Annotated in this window: 20 protein-coding genes and 2 pseudogenes; 12 read left to right on the top strand and 10 right to left on the bottom strand. The window is 70.4% G+C overall.

Annotated features, from left to right (window positions below):
- Both AC1DO7_RS28470 and madL read right to left on the bottom strand, forming a co-directional pair.
- Nucleotides 1-204 (bottom strand): annotated as a pseudogene (locus AC1DO7_RS28470) (malonate transporter subunit MadM); the annotation flags it as partial.
- A gap of 13 nt (nucleotides 205-217) precedes the next feature.
- A complete protein-coding gene (gene madL / locus AC1DO7_RS28475; RefSeq protein WP_477116829.1) occupies nucleotides 218-628 on the bottom strand; it encodes a malonate transporter subunit MadL in 411 nt (136 codons plus the stop codon).
- A gap of 475 nt (nucleotides 629-1,103) precedes the next feature.
- On the opposite strand from madL, the gene mdcA reads away from it, so the two are divergent.
- The 7 genes from mdcA to mdcH are packed head-to-tail and all read left to right on the top strand — an operon-like array spanning nucleotide 1,104 to nucleotide 7,303.
- Nucleotides 1,104-2,762, top strand: coding sequence for a malonate decarboxylase subunit alpha (mdcA, locus tag AC1DO7_RS28480; protein WP_441622866.1), 1,659 nt, complete (start codon nucleotides 1,104-1,106; stop codon nucleotides 2,760-2,762).
- Nucleotides 2,762-3,685, top strand: a complete 924-nt coding sequence (locus AC1DO7_RS28485) for a triphosphoribosyl-dephospho-CoA synthase (protein ID WP_441643584.1) — start codon at nucleotides 2,762-2,764, stop codon at nucleotides 3,683-3,685. The genes mdcA and AC1DO7_RS28485 overlap by 1 nt, the downstream gene beginning before the upstream one ends.
- Nucleotides 3,685-4,011, top strand: a complete 327-nt coding sequence (locus AC1DO7_RS28490; protein WP_441622870.1) for a malonate decarboxylase subunit delta — start codon at nucleotides 3,685-3,687, stop codon at nucleotides 4,009-4,011. Before AC1DO7_RS28485 ends, AC1DO7_RS28490 begins: the two co-directional genes overlap by 1 nt.
- A complete protein-coding gene (locus AC1DO7_RS28495; protein ID WP_441622872.1) occupies nucleotides 4,008-4,859 on the top strand; it encodes a biotin-independent malonate decarboxylase subunit beta in 852 nt (283 codons plus the stop codon). The genes AC1DO7_RS28490 and AC1DO7_RS28495 overlap by 4 nt, the downstream gene beginning before the upstream one ends.
- The gene (gene mdcE / locus AC1DO7_RS28500) at nucleotides 4,856-5,686 is read left to right on the top strand and encodes a biotin-independent malonate decarboxylase subunit gamma (protein WP_441622874.1); all 831 of its coding nucleotides are present in this window, start codon (nucleotides 4,856-4,858) and stop codon (nucleotides 5,684-5,686) included. The genes AC1DO7_RS28495 and mdcE overlap by 4 nt, the downstream gene beginning before the upstream one ends.
- Nucleotides 5,687-5,720: 34 nt before the next feature.
- The gene (locus tag AC1DO7_RS28505) at nucleotides 5,721-6,365 is read left to right on the top strand and encodes a malonate decarboxylase holo-ACP synthase (RefSeq protein ID WP_441622876.1); all 645 of its coding nucleotides are present in this window, start codon (nucleotides 5,721-5,723) and stop codon (nucleotides 6,363-6,365) included.
- A complete protein-coding gene (gene mdcH / locus AC1DO7_RS28510) occupies nucleotides 6,362-7,303 on the top strand; it encodes a malonate decarboxylase subunit epsilon (protein WP_477116830.1) in 942 nt (313 codons plus the stop codon). The genes AC1DO7_RS28505 and mdcH overlap by 4 nt, the downstream gene beginning before the upstream one ends.
- 18 nt (nucleotides 7,304-7,321) lie before the next feature.
- Here the strand turns inward: mdcH and AC1DO7_RS28515 are convergent, their stop codons facing one another.
- Nucleotides 7,322-7,792, bottom strand: coding sequence for an Lrp/AsnC family transcriptional regulator (locus AC1DO7_RS28515; protein ID WP_441622902.1), 471 nt, complete (start codon nucleotides 7,790-7,792; stop codon nucleotides 7,322-7,324).
- 198 nt (nucleotides 7,793-7,990) lie between these two features.
- On the opposite strand from AC1DO7_RS28515, the gene AC1DO7_RS28520 reads away from it, so the two are divergent.
- Together AC1DO7_RS28520 and AC1DO7_RS28525 are read left to right on the top strand one after the other, a co-directional pair.
- Entirely contained in the window at nucleotides 7,991-8,902 is a 912-nt protein-coding gene (locus AC1DO7_RS28520; protein WP_477116831.1) for a DMT family transporter, read from the top strand.
- Between the two features lie 146 nt (nucleotides 8,903-9,048).
- On the top strand, nucleotides 9,049-9,414 hold the full coding sequence (locus tag AC1DO7_RS28525) for a hypothetical protein (protein ID WP_441622882.1): 366 nt from the start codon (nucleotides 9,049-9,051) through the stop codon (nucleotides 9,412-9,414).
- 33 nt (nucleotides 9,415-9,447) lie between these two features.
- On the opposite strand, the gene AC1DO7_RS28530 is transcribed toward AC1DO7_RS28525, so the two are convergent.
- On the bottom strand, nucleotides 9,448-10,689 hold the full coding sequence (locus AC1DO7_RS28530) for an aminotransferase-like domain-containing protein (RefSeq protein WP_441622884.1): 1,242 nt from the start codon (nucleotides 10,687-10,689) through the stop codon (nucleotides 9,448-9,450).
- 19 nt (nucleotides 10,690-10,708) lie between these two features.
- The gene (locus AC1DO7_RS28535) at nucleotides 10,709-11,701 is read right to left on the bottom strand and encodes a Bug family tripartite tricarboxylate transporter substrate binding protein (RefSeq protein WP_441622886.1); all 993 of its coding nucleotides are present in this window, start codon (nucleotides 11,699-11,701) and stop codon (nucleotides 10,709-10,711) included.
- 217 nt (nucleotides 11,702-11,918) lie between these two features.
- Between AC1DO7_RS28535 and AC1DO7_RS28540 the strand changes: the two genes are divergently transcribed.
- Both AC1DO7_RS28540 and AC1DO7_RS28545 read left to right on the top strand, forming a co-directional pair.
- Nucleotides 11,919-12,869 carry a LysR substrate-binding domain-containing protein gene (locus AC1DO7_RS28540; RefSeq protein ID WP_441622888.1) on the top strand — a complete coding sequence of 317 codons (951 nt, stop codon included), beginning with the start codon at nucleotides 11,919-11,921 and terminating at the stop codon, nucleotides 12,867-12,869.
- Between the two features lie 122 nt (nucleotides 12,870-12,991).
- Nucleotides 12,992-13,222 carry a hypothetical protein gene (locus AC1DO7_RS28545; RefSeq protein WP_441622890.1) on the top strand — a complete coding sequence of 77 codons (231 nt, stop codon included), beginning with the start codon at nucleotides 12,992-12,994 and terminating at the stop codon, nucleotides 13,220-13,222.
- A 180-nt stretch (nucleotides 13,223-13,402) separates the two neighbouring features.
- Here the strand turns inward: AC1DO7_RS28545 and AC1DO7_RS28550 are convergent, their stop codons facing one another.
- The 3 genes from AC1DO7_RS28550 to AC1DO7_RS28560 all read right to left on the bottom strand — a co-directional run bounded on the left by AC1DO7_RS28550 (nucleotide 13,403) and on the right by AC1DO7_RS28560 (nucleotide 15,793).
- Entirely contained in the window at nucleotides 13,403-13,822 is a 420-nt protein-coding gene (locus AC1DO7_RS28550) for a carboxymuconolactone decarboxylase family protein (RefSeq protein ID WP_441622892.1), read from the bottom strand.
- 66 nt (nucleotides 13,823-13,888) lie between these two features.
- A complete protein-coding gene (locus AC1DO7_RS28555; protein WP_441622904.1) occupies nucleotides 13,889-15,400 on the bottom strand; it encodes a M20/M25/M40 family metallo-hydrolase in 1,512 nt (503 codons plus the stop codon).
- Between the two features lie 243 nt (nucleotides 15,401-15,643).
- Complete coding sequence (locus AC1DO7_RS28560) at nucleotides 15,644-15,793, bottom strand: hypothetical protein (protein ID WP_441622894.1); 150 nt, start codon at nucleotides 15,791-15,793, stop codon at nucleotides 15,644-15,646.
- 279 nt (nucleotides 15,794-16,072) lie between these two features.
- Here AC1DO7_RS28560 and AC1DO7_RS28565 point away from each other — a divergent pair, with 279 nt between their 5' ends.
- The gene (locus AC1DO7_RS28565) at nucleotides 16,073-16,510 is read left to right on the top strand and encodes a universal stress protein (protein ID WP_441622896.1); all 438 of its coding nucleotides are present in this window, start codon (nucleotides 16,073-16,075) and stop codon (nucleotides 16,508-16,510) included.
- A 40-nt stretch (nucleotides 16,511-16,550) separates the two neighbouring features.
- Here the strand turns inward: AC1DO7_RS28565 and AC1DO7_RS28570 are convergent, their stop codons facing one another.
- Together AC1DO7_RS28570 and AC1DO7_RS28575 are read right to left on the bottom strand one after the other, a co-directional pair.
- Nucleotides 16,551-17,591 carry a serine/threonine protein kinase gene (locus AC1DO7_RS28570; protein ID WP_441622898.1) on the bottom strand — a complete coding sequence of 347 codons (1,041 nt, stop codon included), beginning with the start codon at nucleotides 17,589-17,591 and terminating at the stop codon, nucleotides 16,551-16,553.
- Between the two features lie 29 nt (nucleotides 17,592-17,620).
- A pseudogene (locus AC1DO7_RS28575) lies at nucleotides 17,621-17,898 on the bottom strand (DEAD/DEAH box helicase); the annotation flags it as partial.

Genomic DNA, 17,898 nt, shown 5'->3' on the forward strand with positions numbered 1-17,898 from the left:
CTCCTTGCCGGTCACGATGCCGCCGTAGTAGGCGAGCACCAGGCCGATCACGATGGCGATGGCCGAGCCATGGATGCGCCCGAAGGTCAGCCAGCGCGACAGCCGCGAAGACAGCCACATGATGATGCCGACCGCGGCGAAGGCCGTGACCAGGCCGTTTTGCAGCAGGACGTTCTGGAGCAGATGGGAAAAAGAGTGCGGCATGATGGTCTACTCCTTAGTGCGCTGCGGGGCTGGGGGTTGCGTCGGGCGACTGCACGGGCGGTAGCGGCGCGTGGTCCCCGGTGCGGCTCAGCACGGCGATGCAGCAGGCCGACACCAGCACCGCGCCGAATGCCGCGATCAGCGCCACGGGTCCCCCGCGCAGGGCGGCGACCACGTTCTGCTGGGCCGCCATCGCCACGACCACCGGGATATACATCGCCCCCCAGAAGCCCACGCCGGCCTCGGTCTCCTTGGGCAGCAGGCCGCGCCCGTGCAGGTAGAGCCGTATCGAGATCAGCAGCAGCATGGCGATGCCCACGCCGCCGACATTGGCCTTCACGCCGATCGCGATGCCCAGCMATTCGCCCAGGTAGAGGCCGACGAGATGGCAGACCGCCAGCAAGGCGGTTCCGTAGATGATCATGGTGTTGTCTCCTGATGGCCTGTCGGCATATCCGCACGCAGGCCGTTTGTCAGTTTGCCGGTCGCCCCGCGGCGGGGACGGCTGGTGTGCCGGTGGCCGGGTGCATGCCCTGCACCCGTGGATGGCCCGGTATGGAATCAATCTAGGCAAGCTGACGCGGCGCATCAATCAAGGCCGCGTGTGAATCGTTAGCTTCAGATTAACGGCGGGCCACCCGCGCTTGCGTTGTCACGCCGCAGAGCGCGCGCGGGCCACGGGCCGGCCACGAATCGGCCGTGAACCGGCCGCAGGCAGGCCGGCGCAGCGCGAGCGCGCAGTGGCGTGCCGTCCTCCCGGCGCAGGGCGCGCCAGCCGTGCATGTCTGCCAGTCAACACTTACACCTGGAGTAACGATGCCGCGCGCAGCGTCATTGCTTACGGTGCGCGCGCTGCGTATCTTGGTCTCATCCACCGCATCAAGCACACCGGAGACGCAATGCCGAACCCCTCCACCGAACGCCAGTGGGACACCCGCCGCAGCGAAAAGCACCGGCGCCTCGCACGCGGTGCCGCCTTTGCCGGCGGCAAGGTCGTACCGACCGCCGATATCGTCCCCTTTCTCGAAGCCATCACCGCCCCGGGCGACCGCGTGGTGCTCGAAGGCAACAACCAGAAGCAGGCCGATTTCCTCTCTCGCTCGCTGGCCGAAGTGAACCCGGCCAAGGTAAACGGGCTGCACATGATCATCCCGAGCGTAAGCCGGGTGGAGCATCTCGACCTGTTCGAGCGCGGCATCGCGCACAAGCTGGACTTTGCCTTCGCCGGCGCGCAGAGCCTGCGCATCTCGCAGTTCCTCGAGGACGGCCAGCTCGAGGTGGGCGCCATCCACACCTATATCGAGCTGTACGCGCGGCTCTACGTGGACCTCACGCCCAACCTCGTGCTGATCGCCGGCTTCAAGGCCGACCGGGACGGCAACCTCTACACCGGCGCCAGCACCGAGGACACGCCGGCGCTGGTGGAAGCCGCCACCTTCCGCGACGGCATCGTGGTGGCCCAGGTCAACGAGATCGTGGACGACCCCGCCGGCCTGCCGCGCGTGGACATACCCGGTTCATGGATCGACTACGTGGTGCAGGCCGACAAGCCTTTCTTCTGCGAGCCGCTGTTCACGCGCGATCCGCGCCTGATCAAGCCGGTGCACGTGCTGATGGCGATGATGGCGATCCGCGGCGTGTATGAGCGCCACAAGGTCCAGTCGCTCAACCACGGCATCGGCTTCAATACCGCCGCCATCGAACTGATCCTGCCCACCTATGGCGAGTCGCTCGGCCTCAAGGGCAAGATCTGCAAGTACTGGACGCTGAATCCGCACCCGTCGCTGATTCCCGCCATCGAATCCGGCTGGGTCGAAAGCGTGCACAGTTTCGGCAGCGAACTCGGCATGGAGAACTACGTGGCCGCCAGGCCCGACGTGTTCTTCACCGGCGCCGACGGTTCGCTGCGCTCCAACCGTGCCTTCTGCCAGCTGGCCGGCCAGTATGCGGTGGACCTGTTCATCGGCTCGACGCTGCAGATCGACGGCGACGGCCACTCGTCCACCGTCACGCGCGGGCGCCTCTCCGGCTTTGGCGGCGCTCCCAACATGGGCCACAACCCGGGCGGCCGGCGCCATCCCACGCCCGCGTGGCTGGACCTGATCGAGACTGACGACCCGCTCGCGCGCGGCCGCAAGCTGGTGGTGCAGATGGTGGAGACCTTCCAGGCCGGCGGCAAGCCGACCTTCGTCGAATCGCTCGATGCGGTGCAGGTGGCGAAGGACAGCGGCATGCCGCTCGCCCCGGTGATGATCTACGGCGACGACGTCACGCACGTGCTGACCGAGGAAGGCATCGCCTATCTCTACAAGGCACGCTCGATCGAGGAACGCCGCGCCATGCTGGCCGCGGTGGCCGGCGTCACGCCCATCGGCCTGCGCCACGAAACCAGCACCACGCGACGCATGCGCAGCGATGGCCTGATCGCGCTGCCCGAAGACCTGGGCGTGCAGCGCAGCCAGGCGACACGCTCGCTGCTGGCGGCCAAGAGCATGGCCGACCTGGTCGACTGGTCCGGCGGGCTGTACGAGCCGCCGGCACGCTTCAGGAGCTGGTGATGGCGAGCCCCGCGCTGCTGCTGCCCGTCGATGCCGGCTTCTCTCCCGCCGCCGTGCGGCTGGCCGACCTCGCCGTGGCCGCGCTGATCGACGAGGCCGCGCTGTCGCCCAAGCCCGGCCTGGTGGACAGCCGCGGCAACGGCGCCCATGACGACCTGAGCCTCGCGCTGATGTGCCGCTCCGCGCGGGCGCTGCATCCCGCCTTCGCGGCCATGGCCGCGGCCGGCCTGCAGGCCGCGCAGCCCGGCGTGGCGCTGCGCGAGCAGCTGGGCGCGCTTGGCCGCGAGGCCGAGGCGGCGATGATGCGCGCCACCGGCGGCGTCAATACGCACCGCGGCGCCATCTGGAGCCTGGGCCTGCTGCTGGGCGCGGCGGGCTGGCACCAGCAGGCGCGCACGCCGCACGGCGCGCACGAGGTGGCGCGCACCGCCGGCGCCGTCGCGCGCCTGCCGGACCGCCACCGTCCCGCGCGCACCGGCCACAAGGGCGAGCGCGCCTGCCTGCACTACGGCGTGAGCGGCGCGCGCGGCCAGGCGCAGGCGGGCTTTCCGCATGTGCTGCGCGCCGGCCTGCCCGAGCTGCGCCGCAGCCGCGCGCGCGGCGACGCGGAGCCGAGCGCGCGCGTCAATGCGCTGCTGGCGATCATGAGCCGGCTCGACGACACCTGCGTGCTGGCCCGCGCCGGGCGCGAAGGCCTCGCGCTGATGCAGGCCGGCGCGGCGCAGGTACTGCGCGCGGGCGGCATCGCCACGCTGGCCGGACGCCGCCTGCTGCGCGGGCTCGAGGCCGGCATGCTGGCCTGCAACGCCTCGCCCGGCGGCGCGGCGGACCTGCTCGCCGCCACCTTCTTCCTGGACCGGCTGCCGCTGGCTGCGGCACCGCTTGGATTCACACCCGCTTGCCCCGCGCAAGGAGACAAGTAATGGAACAGCTCAAGTTCGAATATCCCGCCGGCGCACCGGCCAGCCGGAACGTGCTGGTCGGGGTAGTCGGCTCCGGCGACCTCGAGGTCATGGTCGAGCCCGGCACCACGGGCACCACCGTGATCGACGTCACCACCTCGGTGGACGGCTATGGCAAGGTGTGGGGCGCACAGCTCGCGCGCGTGTTCAGCGCCGAGCCGCGCGCGGCCATGCGTGTGCGCATCCACGACTTCGGCGCCACGCCTGGCGTGGTGGGCATGCGCCTGGCCGAAGCGTTCGAAGCGCTCGACACATCCGCCGGCGCCGGCGGCAAGGAGCAGCCATGAATCACGCATCGCTGCTCACACGCGAGAGCTTTGTCGAACTGGGCGCACGGGCACGCGTGCACGCGCTGCTCGATGCCGGCACCGTGCGCGAACTGGCCGGCCCCTTCGACAAGCTGGTGTCGCCATGGCTAGAACGCCAGGGCGTGGTGCCGCAGGCCGATGACGGCGTGGTGGTGGCCAAGGGCCGCATCGACGGCCAGCCCGCCGTGGTGCTCGCCATCGAAGGCGCGTTCCAGGGCGGCAGCCTGGGCGAGGTCGGCGGGGCCAAGATCGCCGGCGCGCTGGAACTGGCCGCGCAGGACAACCGCCGCGGCATCCCCACGCGCGCGGTGATCCTGTTCGAGACCGGCGGCGTGCGGCTGCAGGAAGCCAACCTCGGCCTCGCGGCCATCGCCGAGATCCACGCGGCCATCGTCGACCTGCGCCGCTACCAGGCGGTGGTCGGCGTGATCGCCGGGCAGGTGGGCTGCTTCGGCGGCATGTCGATCGCGGCCGGGCTGTGCAGCTACCTGGTGGTCACGCGCGAGGCCCGCCTCGGCCTCAACGGCCCCGCGGTGATCGAGCAGGAAGCCGGCGTGGCCGAATACGATTCGCGCGACCGGCCCTTTATCTGGAGCTTCACCGGCGGCGAGCAGCGCATCGCCACCGGCCTGGCGGACCGCTACGTGGACGACGACAGCGATGCCATCCGCGCCGCCCTGCGCGAATTGCTGGCCGCGGGCCCGCCCGCCACGCACCGCAGCGAACGCTACGCGCACTACCTGCAACGGCTGCGCGACTACGATCCTTCGCGCCAGCCGGAGCCGGGCACCGTGCGCGCCATCTATGCCGAGGGAGACCGCGCATGAACACCGACAAGAACGCAGCACCAGCCACGAGCCGCGGCGAGACCTGGCTGGCCGCGCTCACCGGCAACGCCGCGCGCGCGCCCGGCTATCCCGCCAGCGTGCAGGTGGCCGACGCCGGACTGGCCGGCCAGGCGGCGCGCTTCATCGCCGTGGTGCCCGATGCCGGCAGTGCCTACCCGCGTGCGCGCGACGGCGAGGTGGGCCTGATCGAAGGCTGGTCGCTGGCGCGCGCCGTGGACGAAGTGCTGCAGGCCGACCGCGACGCCACCGTCAAGCGGCCCATCATTGCCATCGTCGATACGCCCAGCCAGGCCTATGGCCGGCGCGAGGAAGCCTTCGGCATCCACCAGTCGCTGGCCGGGGCCGCCGATGCCTATGCCAGCGCCAGGCTGCAAGGACATCCGGTGATCGCGCTGCTGGTCGGGCGCGCCATGTCGGGCGCCTTCCTCGCGCACGGCTACCAGGCCAACCGCCTGATCGCGCTGGACGATGCCGGCGTGGAAGTCCATGCCATGGGCAAGCAGGCTGCCGCCCGTATCACCATGCGCAGCGTGGAGGACCTGGAGACATTCGCCGCCAGCGTGCCGCCAATGGCCTACGACATCGCCAGCTACGCCACGCTGGGCCTGCTGTGGCGGCGCATCCGCGTGAACCACGCGGCGCAGCCCGACGCGGCCGACCTCGACACCACGCATGGCGCGCTGCAGGCTGCGCTCGCCGATATCCTGGCCGACCCGCAGCGCGACCTGCGCAGCCGCCTCGGCGGTGCCAACCGCCAGGCCTCCAGCCGCGTGCGCGAATTGCTCGCGCAGCAGTGGGGGGACTGACGTGCCGGACCGGTGCGCCGCACAGGTGCCAGCCATGAACCGGCCCGACCCGCTGCCGCACGACCTGGTCTGGCTTGCCGACCCGGCGGCCTTCGCCGCGGTCAATGCGCTGCCGCCCTGGGCCGGCACCGCTTGGCTGGCGCGGGCGCCGCTGGTGGTGCGGCGGGCCTGCGCCGATGCGCAGGCCCGCATCCCGGTGGGCCTGCGCGGCGTCACGCGCGCGCAGCGCCACGCGGCATGGCTGCCCGCGGCGCAGGTGGCGCGCACCGTGACGCCGCGCATGATCGCGCAGCAGGGACGCTGGAAAACCCATCCCCGGCGTGCGGCCGTGCCCGCGCTGGCGGCGCTCGCGCTGGCCGCGCCGCTGCTGGACGAGGCGCAGGTGGACTGGGGCGTGACTGGCGGCGTCGGCTTCAGCCTGGCGTCGGGCATCGACGTGCTGCACGAGGGCAGCGATCTCGACCTGCTCGTCGGCGCCGCGGCGCCGCTCGCGCCGCGCACCGAACGCGCATTGATCGCCTTGCTCGACGACACCCGCCTCGACATCCAGGTCAGCACTCCGCATGGCGCATTCGCGTTGCGCGAGCGCGCGCGCACCGGTGGCCGCGTCTTGCTCAAGACGGCTGGCGGCCCGGTCATGAGCGCGGACCCCTGGCTGGCGCCGGCGCACGCGCGATGAGCACGCTGCTCACCTTTCCCGGCCAGGGCGCGCAGCGTGCCGGCATGCTGCATGCGCTGCCGGACCACCCCGCCGTGCACGCCACCGTGGCCGAGACCAGCGCGGCGCTGGGCGAGGATGTGCTGGCCCTGGACAGCGCGGCGGCGCTGGCCTCCACCGTGGCCGTGCAGCTGTGCCTGCTGACCGCCGGCGTGGCGATGGCGCGCTGCCTGCTGGCCGAGGGCGCGCGGCCGGATGCGGTGGCGGGCCTGTCCATCGGCGCATATGCGGCGGCGGTCTGCGCGGACGTGCTGGAGCATGCCGATGCCGTCAGGCTGGTGGCGCTGYGCGCGCGCCTGATGGAGCGGGCCTATCCGCGCGGCTATGGCATGACGGCCATCCTCGGGCTCGAGCGCGAGCCACTGGAGCACATCGTGGGGCAGGTGTGCGCGCCGGCGTCGCCGGTCTACCTGGCGAACTTCAACGCCCCGGCGCAGATCGTGATCGCCGGTGCCGTGCCCGCCATGGCGCGCGTGGCGGAACTGGCGCTGGCCGCCGGCGCGCAAGCGGCCAAACCCGTGGCCATCAGCGTGCCTTCGCATTGCACGCTGCTCGACGGGCAGGCCACTGAACTCGTGCGCGCCTTTGCCGGCGTGCGCGCGACCCGGCCGCGCCTGCGCTACTTCAGCGCCAGCGCGGCACGCGAGCTGCGCGATCCCGCGCGCATCGCCACCGACCTGGCACGCAATCTCGCGGTGCCGGTGCGCTGGCACGAGACCATGCTGCTGGCGCGCGAATGCGGCGTGCGGCTGGCGGTGGAAATGCCGCCCGGCAACGTGCTGACGCGGCTGGCCGCGCCGCTGCTGCCCGACGGCATCGCCGTGGCGTGCGCCGACACGCGCATCGACAGCGTGGTGGCGCTCAGCGGCAGGGAAGCGCTGCGGCAGTCCGGCGCCTGAGCACGCCGGCCCGGCACCTCAGCCCAGCGGCAGCGCCGTGCTGTACAGCACCTGCTTGAGCGCAAAGCTCGAGCGGATGTTCGACACGCCGGGAATACGCGTGATGTGGTCGATGATCAGGCGCTCCAGCGCCTCCACGTCGGGCACGATCACGCGCAGCAGGTAATCGGCATCGCCCGACATCAGGTAGCACTCCATCACTTGCGGCAGCGCGGCGATGCGCCGCTCGAACACGTCCAGGCTCTCGCGGCGCTGCTTGTCCAGCGAGATCTGGATGAACACCACCACCTTCAGCCCGAGCCGGCGCGCATCGAGCAGGGTCACCCGACGCGAGATCACGCCGCGCTTTTCCAGCTGCTTGACGCGCGCCAGGCATGGCGAGGGCGACAGGCTGACGCGGCTGGCCAGCTCCACATTGGTCAGGCTGGCGTCACGTTGCAGCTCGTTGAGGATGCGGATGTCGATGGCATCCAGGTTGAGGTCTTCCAGCACGTTGCGCTCCCGATTTTCCGAATCACAGCATTCTATGCCGCCACAGCCCGGATGGGCCGTGTAGTTCGGTTTTTGCTGCGCCGCACAAGACCGTAGACTCTCCAGCCCGCCCCGCGGCATTTCGCGGCACTGCGCGCGCGTGGCGCGCGACGGGACCTTCTACTGGTCTGGCAGCACCGCAACTCGAATCGAAACATGCAAGTACAACAAGGATGGCGCCGCTTCGTTCCCCTGGCCTGCGCCGTGGTGATCTGGGGCGGCAACTGGCCGGTGATGAAGCTGGGGCTGGCCCATGTCAGCCCGCTGTGGTTCGCCACGGCGCGCTTCGTCTGCGCCGCCGCGATCAGCTTCCTGGTGCTCGGCGCGCTGCGCCGGCTGCGGCTGCCCAGCCGCCAGGAATGGCCGCTGGTGATCGGCGTGGGCCTGCTGCAGATGGCGGCCTTCACCGCGCTGGCGCTGTGGGCGCTGCAGTACGTGCCGCCGGGGCGCGCCTCGGTGATCGCCTATGCCACCTCGGTGTGGGTGATCCCGCTGTCGTCGCTGGTGCTCAAGGAGCGCCTGTCGCGCCCGCAATGGATCGCCACCGGGCTGAGCTATGCCGGCATCGCGCTGATGGTGGCGCCGGCGCTGGGCGGCTGGCAGTTGCATACCGTCGTTGGACTGGTGATGCTGCTCGGCGCCTCGCTGGCATGGTCGCTCAGCATCATCCAGCTGCGCGCCAACCGCGCGGTGCGCCTGGGCGCGGACATGATCCCCTGGGAGACCGCCGTGGCCTCGGTGCCGCTGCTGGTGCTGGCGCTGCTGCGCGACGGCGCGCCGCACTTCCTGTCCATGCCGGAGATCTGGCCGCTGCTGTTCTACACCGGCCCGCTGGCCACGGCGCTGACCTTTATCGTGGTGCTGAACATGACGCAGGCCTTGCCGCCCGCGGCCACCTCGATCGCCATGCTGTGCGTGCCGGTGATCGGCCTGATCGTTTCCGCCGCGGCCTTCCACGAACGCATCTCCGCGGACCTGTCGGCCGGGCTGGCGCTGATCGCGCTGGGCGTGGCCACCTCCGCGCTGGCGCCATGGCTGKGGCGGCGCATGCGGTGGATCAATGCCTAGTGCGCCGGATGATCACCGGATCCGGCCGCGGCCTGTCAAGAACGGCGGGCGCGGACGTTACACCCGGACACACATGTATTGAGCCGCTAATACCTGGCGAGGCCGCGGGCGGTTAAAGTGCGGCCATCTACTAACCGGAGCCCCCCGTGCGGAAAATCGCCACCCTATGCACCCTTGCCACTGTCGCGGTGTCCGCCGCACTGGCTTCCAGCGCGGCCTTCGCACGCGTGGACGTGGATATCGGCATCGGCCTGCCCGCGCCGGTGTATATGGCACCCGCACCGGTCTACCAGCCCGCACCCGTCTACCAGGCGGCGCCGGTATACGCACCCGCGCCTGTCTATGTCGCGCCGCAGCCGGTGGTGGTGGGCCCGGGCTACTACGGTCCCGGCTGGCGCGAGCGGGCCTGGCGCGAACGCGAATGGCGCGAACAGCGCTGGCGCGATCACCGCGAGCACGAGTGGCGCGAGCATGAGCATGAACATGACCGCGAGCGCGAATGGCGCCGCTGAACGCGCGCTGAGCTTACGCCCGGCGTAGCCGGCTCAGCCGGCTACGCCGGCTGACGCCTGGCTGGCCAGCACGGCCCGGCGCAGGCGCGCCACGCCTTCCACGATCTGCGCGTCGGAAGCCGTGGCGAACGACAGCCGCAGCGCACCGCTGCGCTGCCCGTCCACGCCGAAGCTGGCGCCCGGCACATACATCACGCCCGCCTCGATGGCGCGGGGCAGCAGGCTCGCCGAGTCCGGCACGCCATCGATTTCACACCACAGGAACATGCCCCCTTGCGGCGTCTCGCCGCGCAGCGCGGTGCCGAAGGCATCGGCCAGCGCGCCGGACATCAGGTCGCGCTTGCGTCGATAGAGATCGATGATGCGCGCGGTCTGCCGCCCTAGCAGCCCGTCGGCCAGGCAATCCGCCATGGCCAGCTGCAGCCACGGCGAAGTGCACAGGTCCGACACCTGCTTGGCGATCACGGCGCGCCGCACGATCTGCGCGGGTCCGGCCATCCAGCCCAGGCGCAAGCCCGGCGCCATGGTCTTGGAGAAACTGCCGAGATAGACCACCCACGGCGCCAGCAGCGGATCCTGCGCGGCCAGCGACAGCAGCGAGGGCAGCGGCTCGCCGTCGAAGCGCAGGCTGCCGTAGGGATCGTCCTCCACCACCACGATGCGGTGCTGCGCGGCCAGCGCGAGCACGGCGCGGCGGCGCGCCAGCGATAGCGTGCGCCCGCTCGGGTTGGCGAAGGTCGGCACCAGATACAACAGGCGCGGCCGCTCGTGCGCAGGGCAGTCCGCCAGCATCGTGGCGAGCGTCTGCACGCACAACCCTTGCGCGTCGGAGGGCACGCCGCGTACCGCCGCGCCCGCGAGGCGCAGTGCCTGCACCGCGGCGGGATAGGTCGGCGTCTCCACCCACACCGGCGTGCCCGGCGCGACGAAGGCCTGCACCAGCAGGCCGAAACCCTGCTGCGAACCCGATGTCACCACGATCTGCGCGGCCGGCAACGGCGCGCCGTGCGCGGCCATCAGCGCGGCAAGCGCGCTGCGCAGCTCCGCCATGCCTTCGGTCGGCCCGTATTGCAGGCACAGGGCCGGGTCGGCGCTCATGCGGGCCGCGGCGGCGGCCTGCAGCGCAGCGGCATCGAAGCTGGCCGGCGCCGGGTAGCCGCCCGCGAACGAGATCATCCCCGGCAGGCTCATATAGGGAAACAGTTCACGGATGGGCGAGCCTTGCGGCTCGCGCATGGCCGGCGCGAAGGCGTATGGATTGGCTGGCGTGCTCATGGCGATTGGCAATGGATGGTCAGTCGACGGTGGCGCCGGACAGCTTGACGATCTCGCCCCACTTGCGACGGTCGACGCGGACCAGCTCGGCGAACACTTCGGGCGAGTTCGGCGCCAGTTCGGCGCCGGCCTCGCGCAGCCTGGCCTGGATGGCGGGGTCGCTGGCGGCGCGCGCCAGGTCGCGGCTGATCTTCTGCGCCACCGCGGCGGGCAGGCCCTTGGGCGCGAACAGCCCGAACCATGGGCTGGCGTCGAAGCCGTCGACCGGGCCGGCCGCGGCCACCGTGGGCACGCCGGGCAGTGCCGGCGAACGCGCCGCCGAGGTCACGGCCAGCGCCTTGAGCTTGCCCGAGCGCACGAACTGCAGCGACGCCGGCAGGTTGTCGAACATCACATCCACGCTGCCGCCCATCAGGTCTGCCAGCGCCGGGCTGCTGCCCTTGTAGGCGACGTGGCTCATCTGCGTGCCGGTCATGCGCTGGAACAGTTCGCCGGCCAGGTGGGTCGAGGTGCCGTTGCCGGCCGAGGCCATGTTGACCTTGCCGGGGTTGGCCTTGAGATAGGCAATGAAGTCCGCCAGTGTCTGCACGCGCGCGCGCTCGGCGAAGGCCGGCGAAACCACCACCACGTTGGGCACCTTGGCGACCAGCGTCACCGGCGCGAAATCGCCGGCGGCATCGTAGGGCAGCTTCTTGTAGAGCGTGGGATTGATGGCGAACTCGCCCACCGAGCCCATCAGCAGCGTATAGCCATCGGCCGGCGACTTGGCCGCGACGCCGGTGCCGACGATGCCGCCGGCGCCGGGCCGGTTGTCCACCAGCACCGGCTGCTTCCACATGGCGGTGAGCTGGTCGCCGACCATGCGCGCCACCATGTCGGTGGTGCCGCCGGCCGGATACGGCACGATGATGCGTACCGGCTTGTTGGGAAAGTCTTCCGCGCTGGCGGTGGCCGCCGCCAGCAGGCCAATGGAAATGCCGCAATGGCCGATGATGCGAAGCAGTGCTTTCATGCCCGTCTCCTCTTTGTCTTTTTGCTTGTGTTTGTCCTGCGCGCCCGGGGCGGGAATCCGGCAGGCCCGATGGCAGCGCCCCGGAAGCTGCGCATTTTTGAGCATCAACTTCTTTCCATCAAGCGAGATTTACGCATAGGATGATGCCTTTCATGCATCAAGTGCGGTCAGCATTGCCCGGCAAAGAGGCAAGCTTCGCCGCTTCCAGCCCGCCCCCATGAGCACATCCCGCCTGCCCAGTCTCAGCAGCCTGCGCGCCTTCGAAGCCGCGGCACGCCACCAGAACCTGCGCCGCGCCGCCGCCGAGCTTTGCCTCAGCGAAAGCGCCGTGTCGCGCCAGATCGCCATGCTCGAGAGCCAGCTCGGAGTAGCGCTGTTCCACCGCGCCAACCAGCGCGTGAGCCTGACCCCGGCCGGCTCGCTGTACGGCGCGCAGGTACGCGAGAGCCTGCAGCGGCTGCAGCGCGATACGCTGGACATCATGGCGCACGAAGGCGCGGGGGGCATCGTGGAGCTGGCCTGCGTGCCGACGCTGGCGGTCGAATGGCTGATCCCACGCCTGCCTGCGTTCTACGCCCGGCATCCGCAGGTCGTGGTCAATGTGAGCGCGCAGACCGATGTGTTCCTGTTCGACGGCACGCCGTACGACGCCTCCATCCACTACGGCCAGGCCAACTATCCAGGCGGCCGCGCCGACCTGCTGTTCGACGAGGAATCGGTGCCCGTGTGCCATCCGGCGCTCTTCGGCGGCGCGGAAGCGGTCACGCCCGAGCGGATCGCGCAGGCGCCGCTGCTGCACCTGTCGACGCGCCGGCTCGACTGGCAGAACTGGATGGAAGCGGCTGGCGTGGGCGAGGTCAATGCCATGCGCGGCACGCGCTACGATCACCACAGCATGGTCATCAGCGCGGCGCGCGCCCGGCTGGGCGTGGGCCTGGTGCCGCGCTTCCTGGTGGAGGAATACCTGGCGCTGGGCTTGCTGGTGATGCCGGTGGCGCAGGCCATGCGCTCGCAGCGCGCCTACTACCTGATCGCGCCGGACTCGCGGCCGATGAGCGATGCCATGTCCCGCCTGCGCGGCTGGCTGCTCGCGGCGGCGCAGGATTTCGCCACGCGCCAGCCGGTGCCCGGGGTGCGCGCCGCCGCGCCGGCCGGCACCCCAGGATGAATCTTCAAATTATTTGAATATCGCATACGATTAGGCGCCGCTTAAGGAGCACCCGGTGGAACTATCCTTTGTCACATGGAAGCGCGACTGCTTCGCACAATTTCAACAAAGGCAGCTCCATCGTGACAATCACAACCACCCGCCTGCTGCTGGCCGCGGCCATCGCCGGCACCGCCCTGCTCTCGTTGAATTCCGCCTTTGCCGCCGACGCGCGCAGCCTCCATGCCGGCGACGACTACGGCTACGTACACCGCACGGCTGACAGCTACGGCGACGGCGCGCGCAAGGCCGACGCGTTCAGCGACGGCGCCCGCACCGTGGTCCACGAGTATCCGTTCGGCTTCGCCGCCTGAGCGCCGCAGCCAGCGCCGCGCCGCAACCGAACCACGGAACGCATCATGAGCATCAAGGAAAGCGCCCTCATCCTCGCCGGCTGGCTCGTCGCCTGCATCGGCAGCGGCTATCTCGTCGGCTTCGCGGCGCAGGTGCTGCAGACCTGAGCCAGATCCGCAGCACCGCCGGGCACGGGCCGCTCAGTCCTTGACCCCTGCCGCCTCCAGCACCTCCGCGAGCTTGCGGCCCGCATCGAGCGCCGCCGGGAAGCCGCAGTACACCGAGCTGTGCACCACCAGCTCGCGCAACTCCCGGGCCGTCACGCCGTTGGCGAGCGCGCCGCGCAGGTGCCCCGTCAGCTCGTGCGGACGATTGAGCGCGATCAGCATCGACACCGTCGCCAGGCTGCGCTGCTTGCGGTCCAGCCCCTCGCGCGTCCACACCGTGCCCCAGGCGTATTCCGTCACCAGCTGCTGCAGGCCGGTATCGCCTTGCTGCTGCGCGGCGTCGAAAGCGCGCTCGACGTACTGCGCGCCCATCACCTCCGACCGTACCTGGCGGCCTGCCTCGAAGGCCGGCGTCTGCGCGTAGCCCGGCAGCGCATTCTCGTCTTTCGTCATCTCGTCTTTCCCCTGTTGTCTGCCCGCGCCGTCTCCGGCCGCCATTTCCGGCCGCCGTCTCCGGCTTTACCGGAACGGCGTCTGCAGGATGCCCATCACCGTGCGGATGCCGTCCCGGTAGTTGCCCAGCCGCATGTTCTCGTCATAGCTGTGCTGGTTGTTGTCGGCATTCACCAGCGGCACGATCACGAACGGCGACTGCAGCGCCTGTACCGCGGCACCCGTGGGCACGGTGCCGCCCATCATGCGGATCTGCACCGGCGCCTTGCCCCAGGACTGCTGCATGGACTGCAGCAGCCACTGGCTCACCGGGGCGCCGAGGTCCGTGCGCGCCGCCGAGCTGGAGGCCGAGACTTCGCCGGCGGTGAGCGCCGCGAGCTTGGGATAGCGCGCGCGCTCCTCATCGGTGGGCTCGCCCTTGACGAGATGGTAGCCCTGCTTCTCCACATGCTGCCTGAGCAGCGCGAACAGCGATTCGGGGCTGGTCTCGGGCACCGTGCGGATGTCGATATCCGCCAGCGCCACTTCGGGGATGATGGTGCGCGCCTTGTCGCCCACGTCGCCGCCGGCGATGCCGCGCACGTTCAGCGTGGGGTACTGCATGGCTTCCTGGTAGTTGGCGCCGACCCGCTCGGCGCGCGCGATGCCCAGGCGGCGGCGCAGCGCGGCTTCGTCGTCCGGCACCGCGGCCATGATGCGGCGCGCGCGCTCGTCGATCTTCACCGGCTTGTAGTAGCCGGGAATGGTCACGCGGCCTTCGTCGTCCTTCATGCTCGCCAGCAGGCTGGCGAGGCGCTGCACCGGATTGGCCGCGTAGTTGCCGTAGTGCCCGCTATGCAGGCCCTGGCTGGCGCCGAACACCTTGAGCTGCACCAGCAGCACACCGCGGTTGCCGAAGATCAGCGTGGGCTGGTTGCTCTGGTGCATGGGGCCGTCGAAGATCACCATGCCGTCGTTGCGCAGCAGCGCAAGGTTCTCGGCGATCACCTTGCCCAGCGAGGGCGAGCCCTTTTCCTCCTCGGAATCGAGGATCACCTTGATATTGACCGCCGGCTCGACGCCGGCCGCCTTGAGCGCATCCATGGCGGCGAGGAACATGACGATGGGGCCCTTGTCGTCGGACGACGAGCGCCCGAACACGCGCCACTCCGGGTCGGCGTGGCCGGCGTACAGCTGCTCGATCGGTAGCGTCTCCCACTTGCCGCCGGCGCTGCGCGCCTTGAGCGTGGCCTCCCACGGACTGCGCTGCGCCCATTGCGACGGCGTTACCGACTGGCCGTCGAAATGCATGTAGAACAGCACGGTCTTGCGCGGGCCGGCGCCGGCTGGCGCGGGATATTCGGCATAGACCATCGGCTTGCCGTCGTTGGCCAGCTCGCGCGACTGGAAGCCGCGCCGCGCGAAGGCCTTGACCAGCCAGTCCGCGTTCTTCTGGATATCGGCCGGCACGGTGGCATCGTTGGGCATGGCCAGCAGTTCGACCCATTCCCGGTAGCTGCGCGGCGCGGCCTGGGCGGCTTGCTGCTCCAGTTGCGCGGCGTCGAGCGTGGCGGCCTGGACGGGGGCCGCCAGCGACATGGCGCAGGCTACGGCGCCGAAGGCGGCGCGGATGGCGCCGCGGGAAGCATGGCGATCAGGGTGGGCGGCGGCGCGGCCAGGCGCGCGGGTACGGAAACGCAGTCTCATGGGTCTTGTTGGTCTGTTGGCTGTCGGATGCGCGCGGCAGCCATGCCGCCGCGCGCACCGGCAGTCTGAACCGCGGCGCGCGACTTGTCCAACGCGCGGCGCCCCTGGCAGGCGCGCGCTCCGGCGCGGCAGGCACTAAGGTCCCTGTTCGTCCGGCGCGCGCGCGAAACCCTCCTCGCGCTGGGCAATGGCGATCGCGAGCCCGTACTCGACGGCAAAAAGCAGGATCAGCGCCAGTATCGCCACGGCGCCGATCGCCAGCCGGTAATAGATCCAGATCGACATGACGGCAAGCCGGCGGGGCCGGCAGAGTCTTCCTGCCTGCAGGGTAGGACCGGCAGTGTCAAAAGGGCGCATGGATATCCGGGGCCGGGCGCAAAGAAAGCCTAAAAATGCGCCGCGGGCAAGGCGACGGGCATCGGAATCGGCTTAATTTGACCTGGATCGTGGCGGGCCTCTCCCATCGGTGCCATCATTCCCGCAATGACCGCCCCGGCATCGCCTCCGGTACCGGCGCCGCCATGCTGACTGCGACAAGCGTTGCCCAACCAGGAGATAGCCGCCATGACCAATATCGTGCTCGCCACCGATGGTTCGCCGTATGCCGATGCAGCCGCACGCTTCATTACCGAAGGCCGCCTGCTGCAGAGCGGTTTCACCGTGCACGTGGTGCATGTCACCCCCGAGGTAACGGGACAGGTGCGCGCCTTCGTCAACAAGGAAACCATCGACGCCTGGCACCAGGAAGAAAGCGGCAAGGCCACCAAGCCCGTGGCGGATATTCTCGCGGCGGCGGGTGTCGCCTTCGAATGCCATGCGCTGCATGGCTTTGCGCCGGAGCGCATCGTCGCCTATGCCGCCAGCGTGGACGCGCGCGGCATCGTCATGGGCACGCACGGACGCGGTGCCTTTTTCAATGCCGTGATCGGTTCGGTGGCGGGACGGGTGCTGGCGCACGCGCCTTGCCCGGTGATACTGGTCAAGGCGCCGGAAAAGAAGTAAGCAGCGGCGACAGAAGACGGCGCGCCGGTTCCGGCCGCGCCTAGACTGGCCAGAGCGGCGGTTCGTCCATCAGCGCGACCTGCTCGCGCAGCTCGAGGATGCGGTCCTGCCAGTAACGCGCGGTGCCGAACCAGGGGAATGCCGCGGGAAAGGCGGGGTCGCGCCAGCGGCTGGCCAGCCAGGCGCTGTAGTGCAGCAGGCGCAGCGTGCGCAGCGCTTCGACCAGGTAGAGCTGGCGCGGATGGAACTCCGCGAAGTCCTCGTAGCCGGCCAGGATGTCGGCCATCTGGCCTTGCATGGCAGCGCGGTCGCCTTCGAGCAGCATCCACAGGTCCTGCACCGCCGGGCCCATGCGGCTGTCGTCGAAGTCGACGAAGTGCGGGCCGGGTGGCTGCGCGCGGGCCTGCGATTCCTCTATCCACAACACATTGCCGCGGTGGCAGTCGCCGTGCAGTCGCAGCAGCGGCAGCTCGCCGGCGCGCTCATAGCAGCGGCGCGCGCCGTCGATGGCAAGCGCCGCCACGGCCTCCCACGCCGGGCGCAGGTCGTGCGGAATGCAGTCCTGCGCCAGCAGCCAGTCGCGCGGGGCCACGCCGAAGCTGTCCAGGTCGATGGCCGGGCGTGCGCTGTAGGGCTGCGTGGCGCCGACGGCGTGGATGCGGCCGATGAAGCGGCCGAGCCAGGTCAGCGTGTCCGAGCGGTCAAGCTCGGGCTCGCGCCCGCCGCAGCGCGCGAACACCGCGAAGCGGAAGCCCGCGTGTTCCAGCAGCGTATTGCCGTCGCGCACGATGGCCGGCACCGCCGGGATCTCGGCGTCGGCCAGTTGCTGCACGAAGGCGTGTTCTTCCAGGATGGCGGCATCGCTCCAGCGGCCGGGCCGGTAGAACTTGGCCACCACCGGCGCGCTGTCTTCGATGCCGACCTGCCAGACCCGGTTCTCATAGCTGTTGAGCGCCAGCAGGCGGCCATCCGGCATGAAGCCGGCGGCCTCCATGGCGTCCAGCATCAGGTCGGGCGTCAGGCTGGCGTAGGGAACGCCGCCGTCATCCGCCACGGGAAGATCGAAGCCTGAGCTGGACATGATGCGTGGCCGCCGTCGGGGTCGGGGGATCAGCGGCCGGTCTTGCGCTGGCCGCCCAGCAGGGCGGCTTGCGGCGACGAACGGCGGCCCTGGCCGCCGCGCGGCTGCGCGACGTTGCCGTTGACATCGCCGCTACGACCGCCATTGCCACCATTGCCACCATTGCCGTTACCGCCGCCATTGCCCGCGGCACGGTTGCCGTTGGCCTGGCCGTTGCGCGGTGCGCCCTGGCCGGCTTGCGCCGGACGGCCGCCGCCTTGCGCGGGACGCTGGCCCTGCGGCTGCGGCGCGCGGCGCTGGCCTTCCG

Source organism: Cupriavidus sp. 05N40, assembly GCF_056397305.1.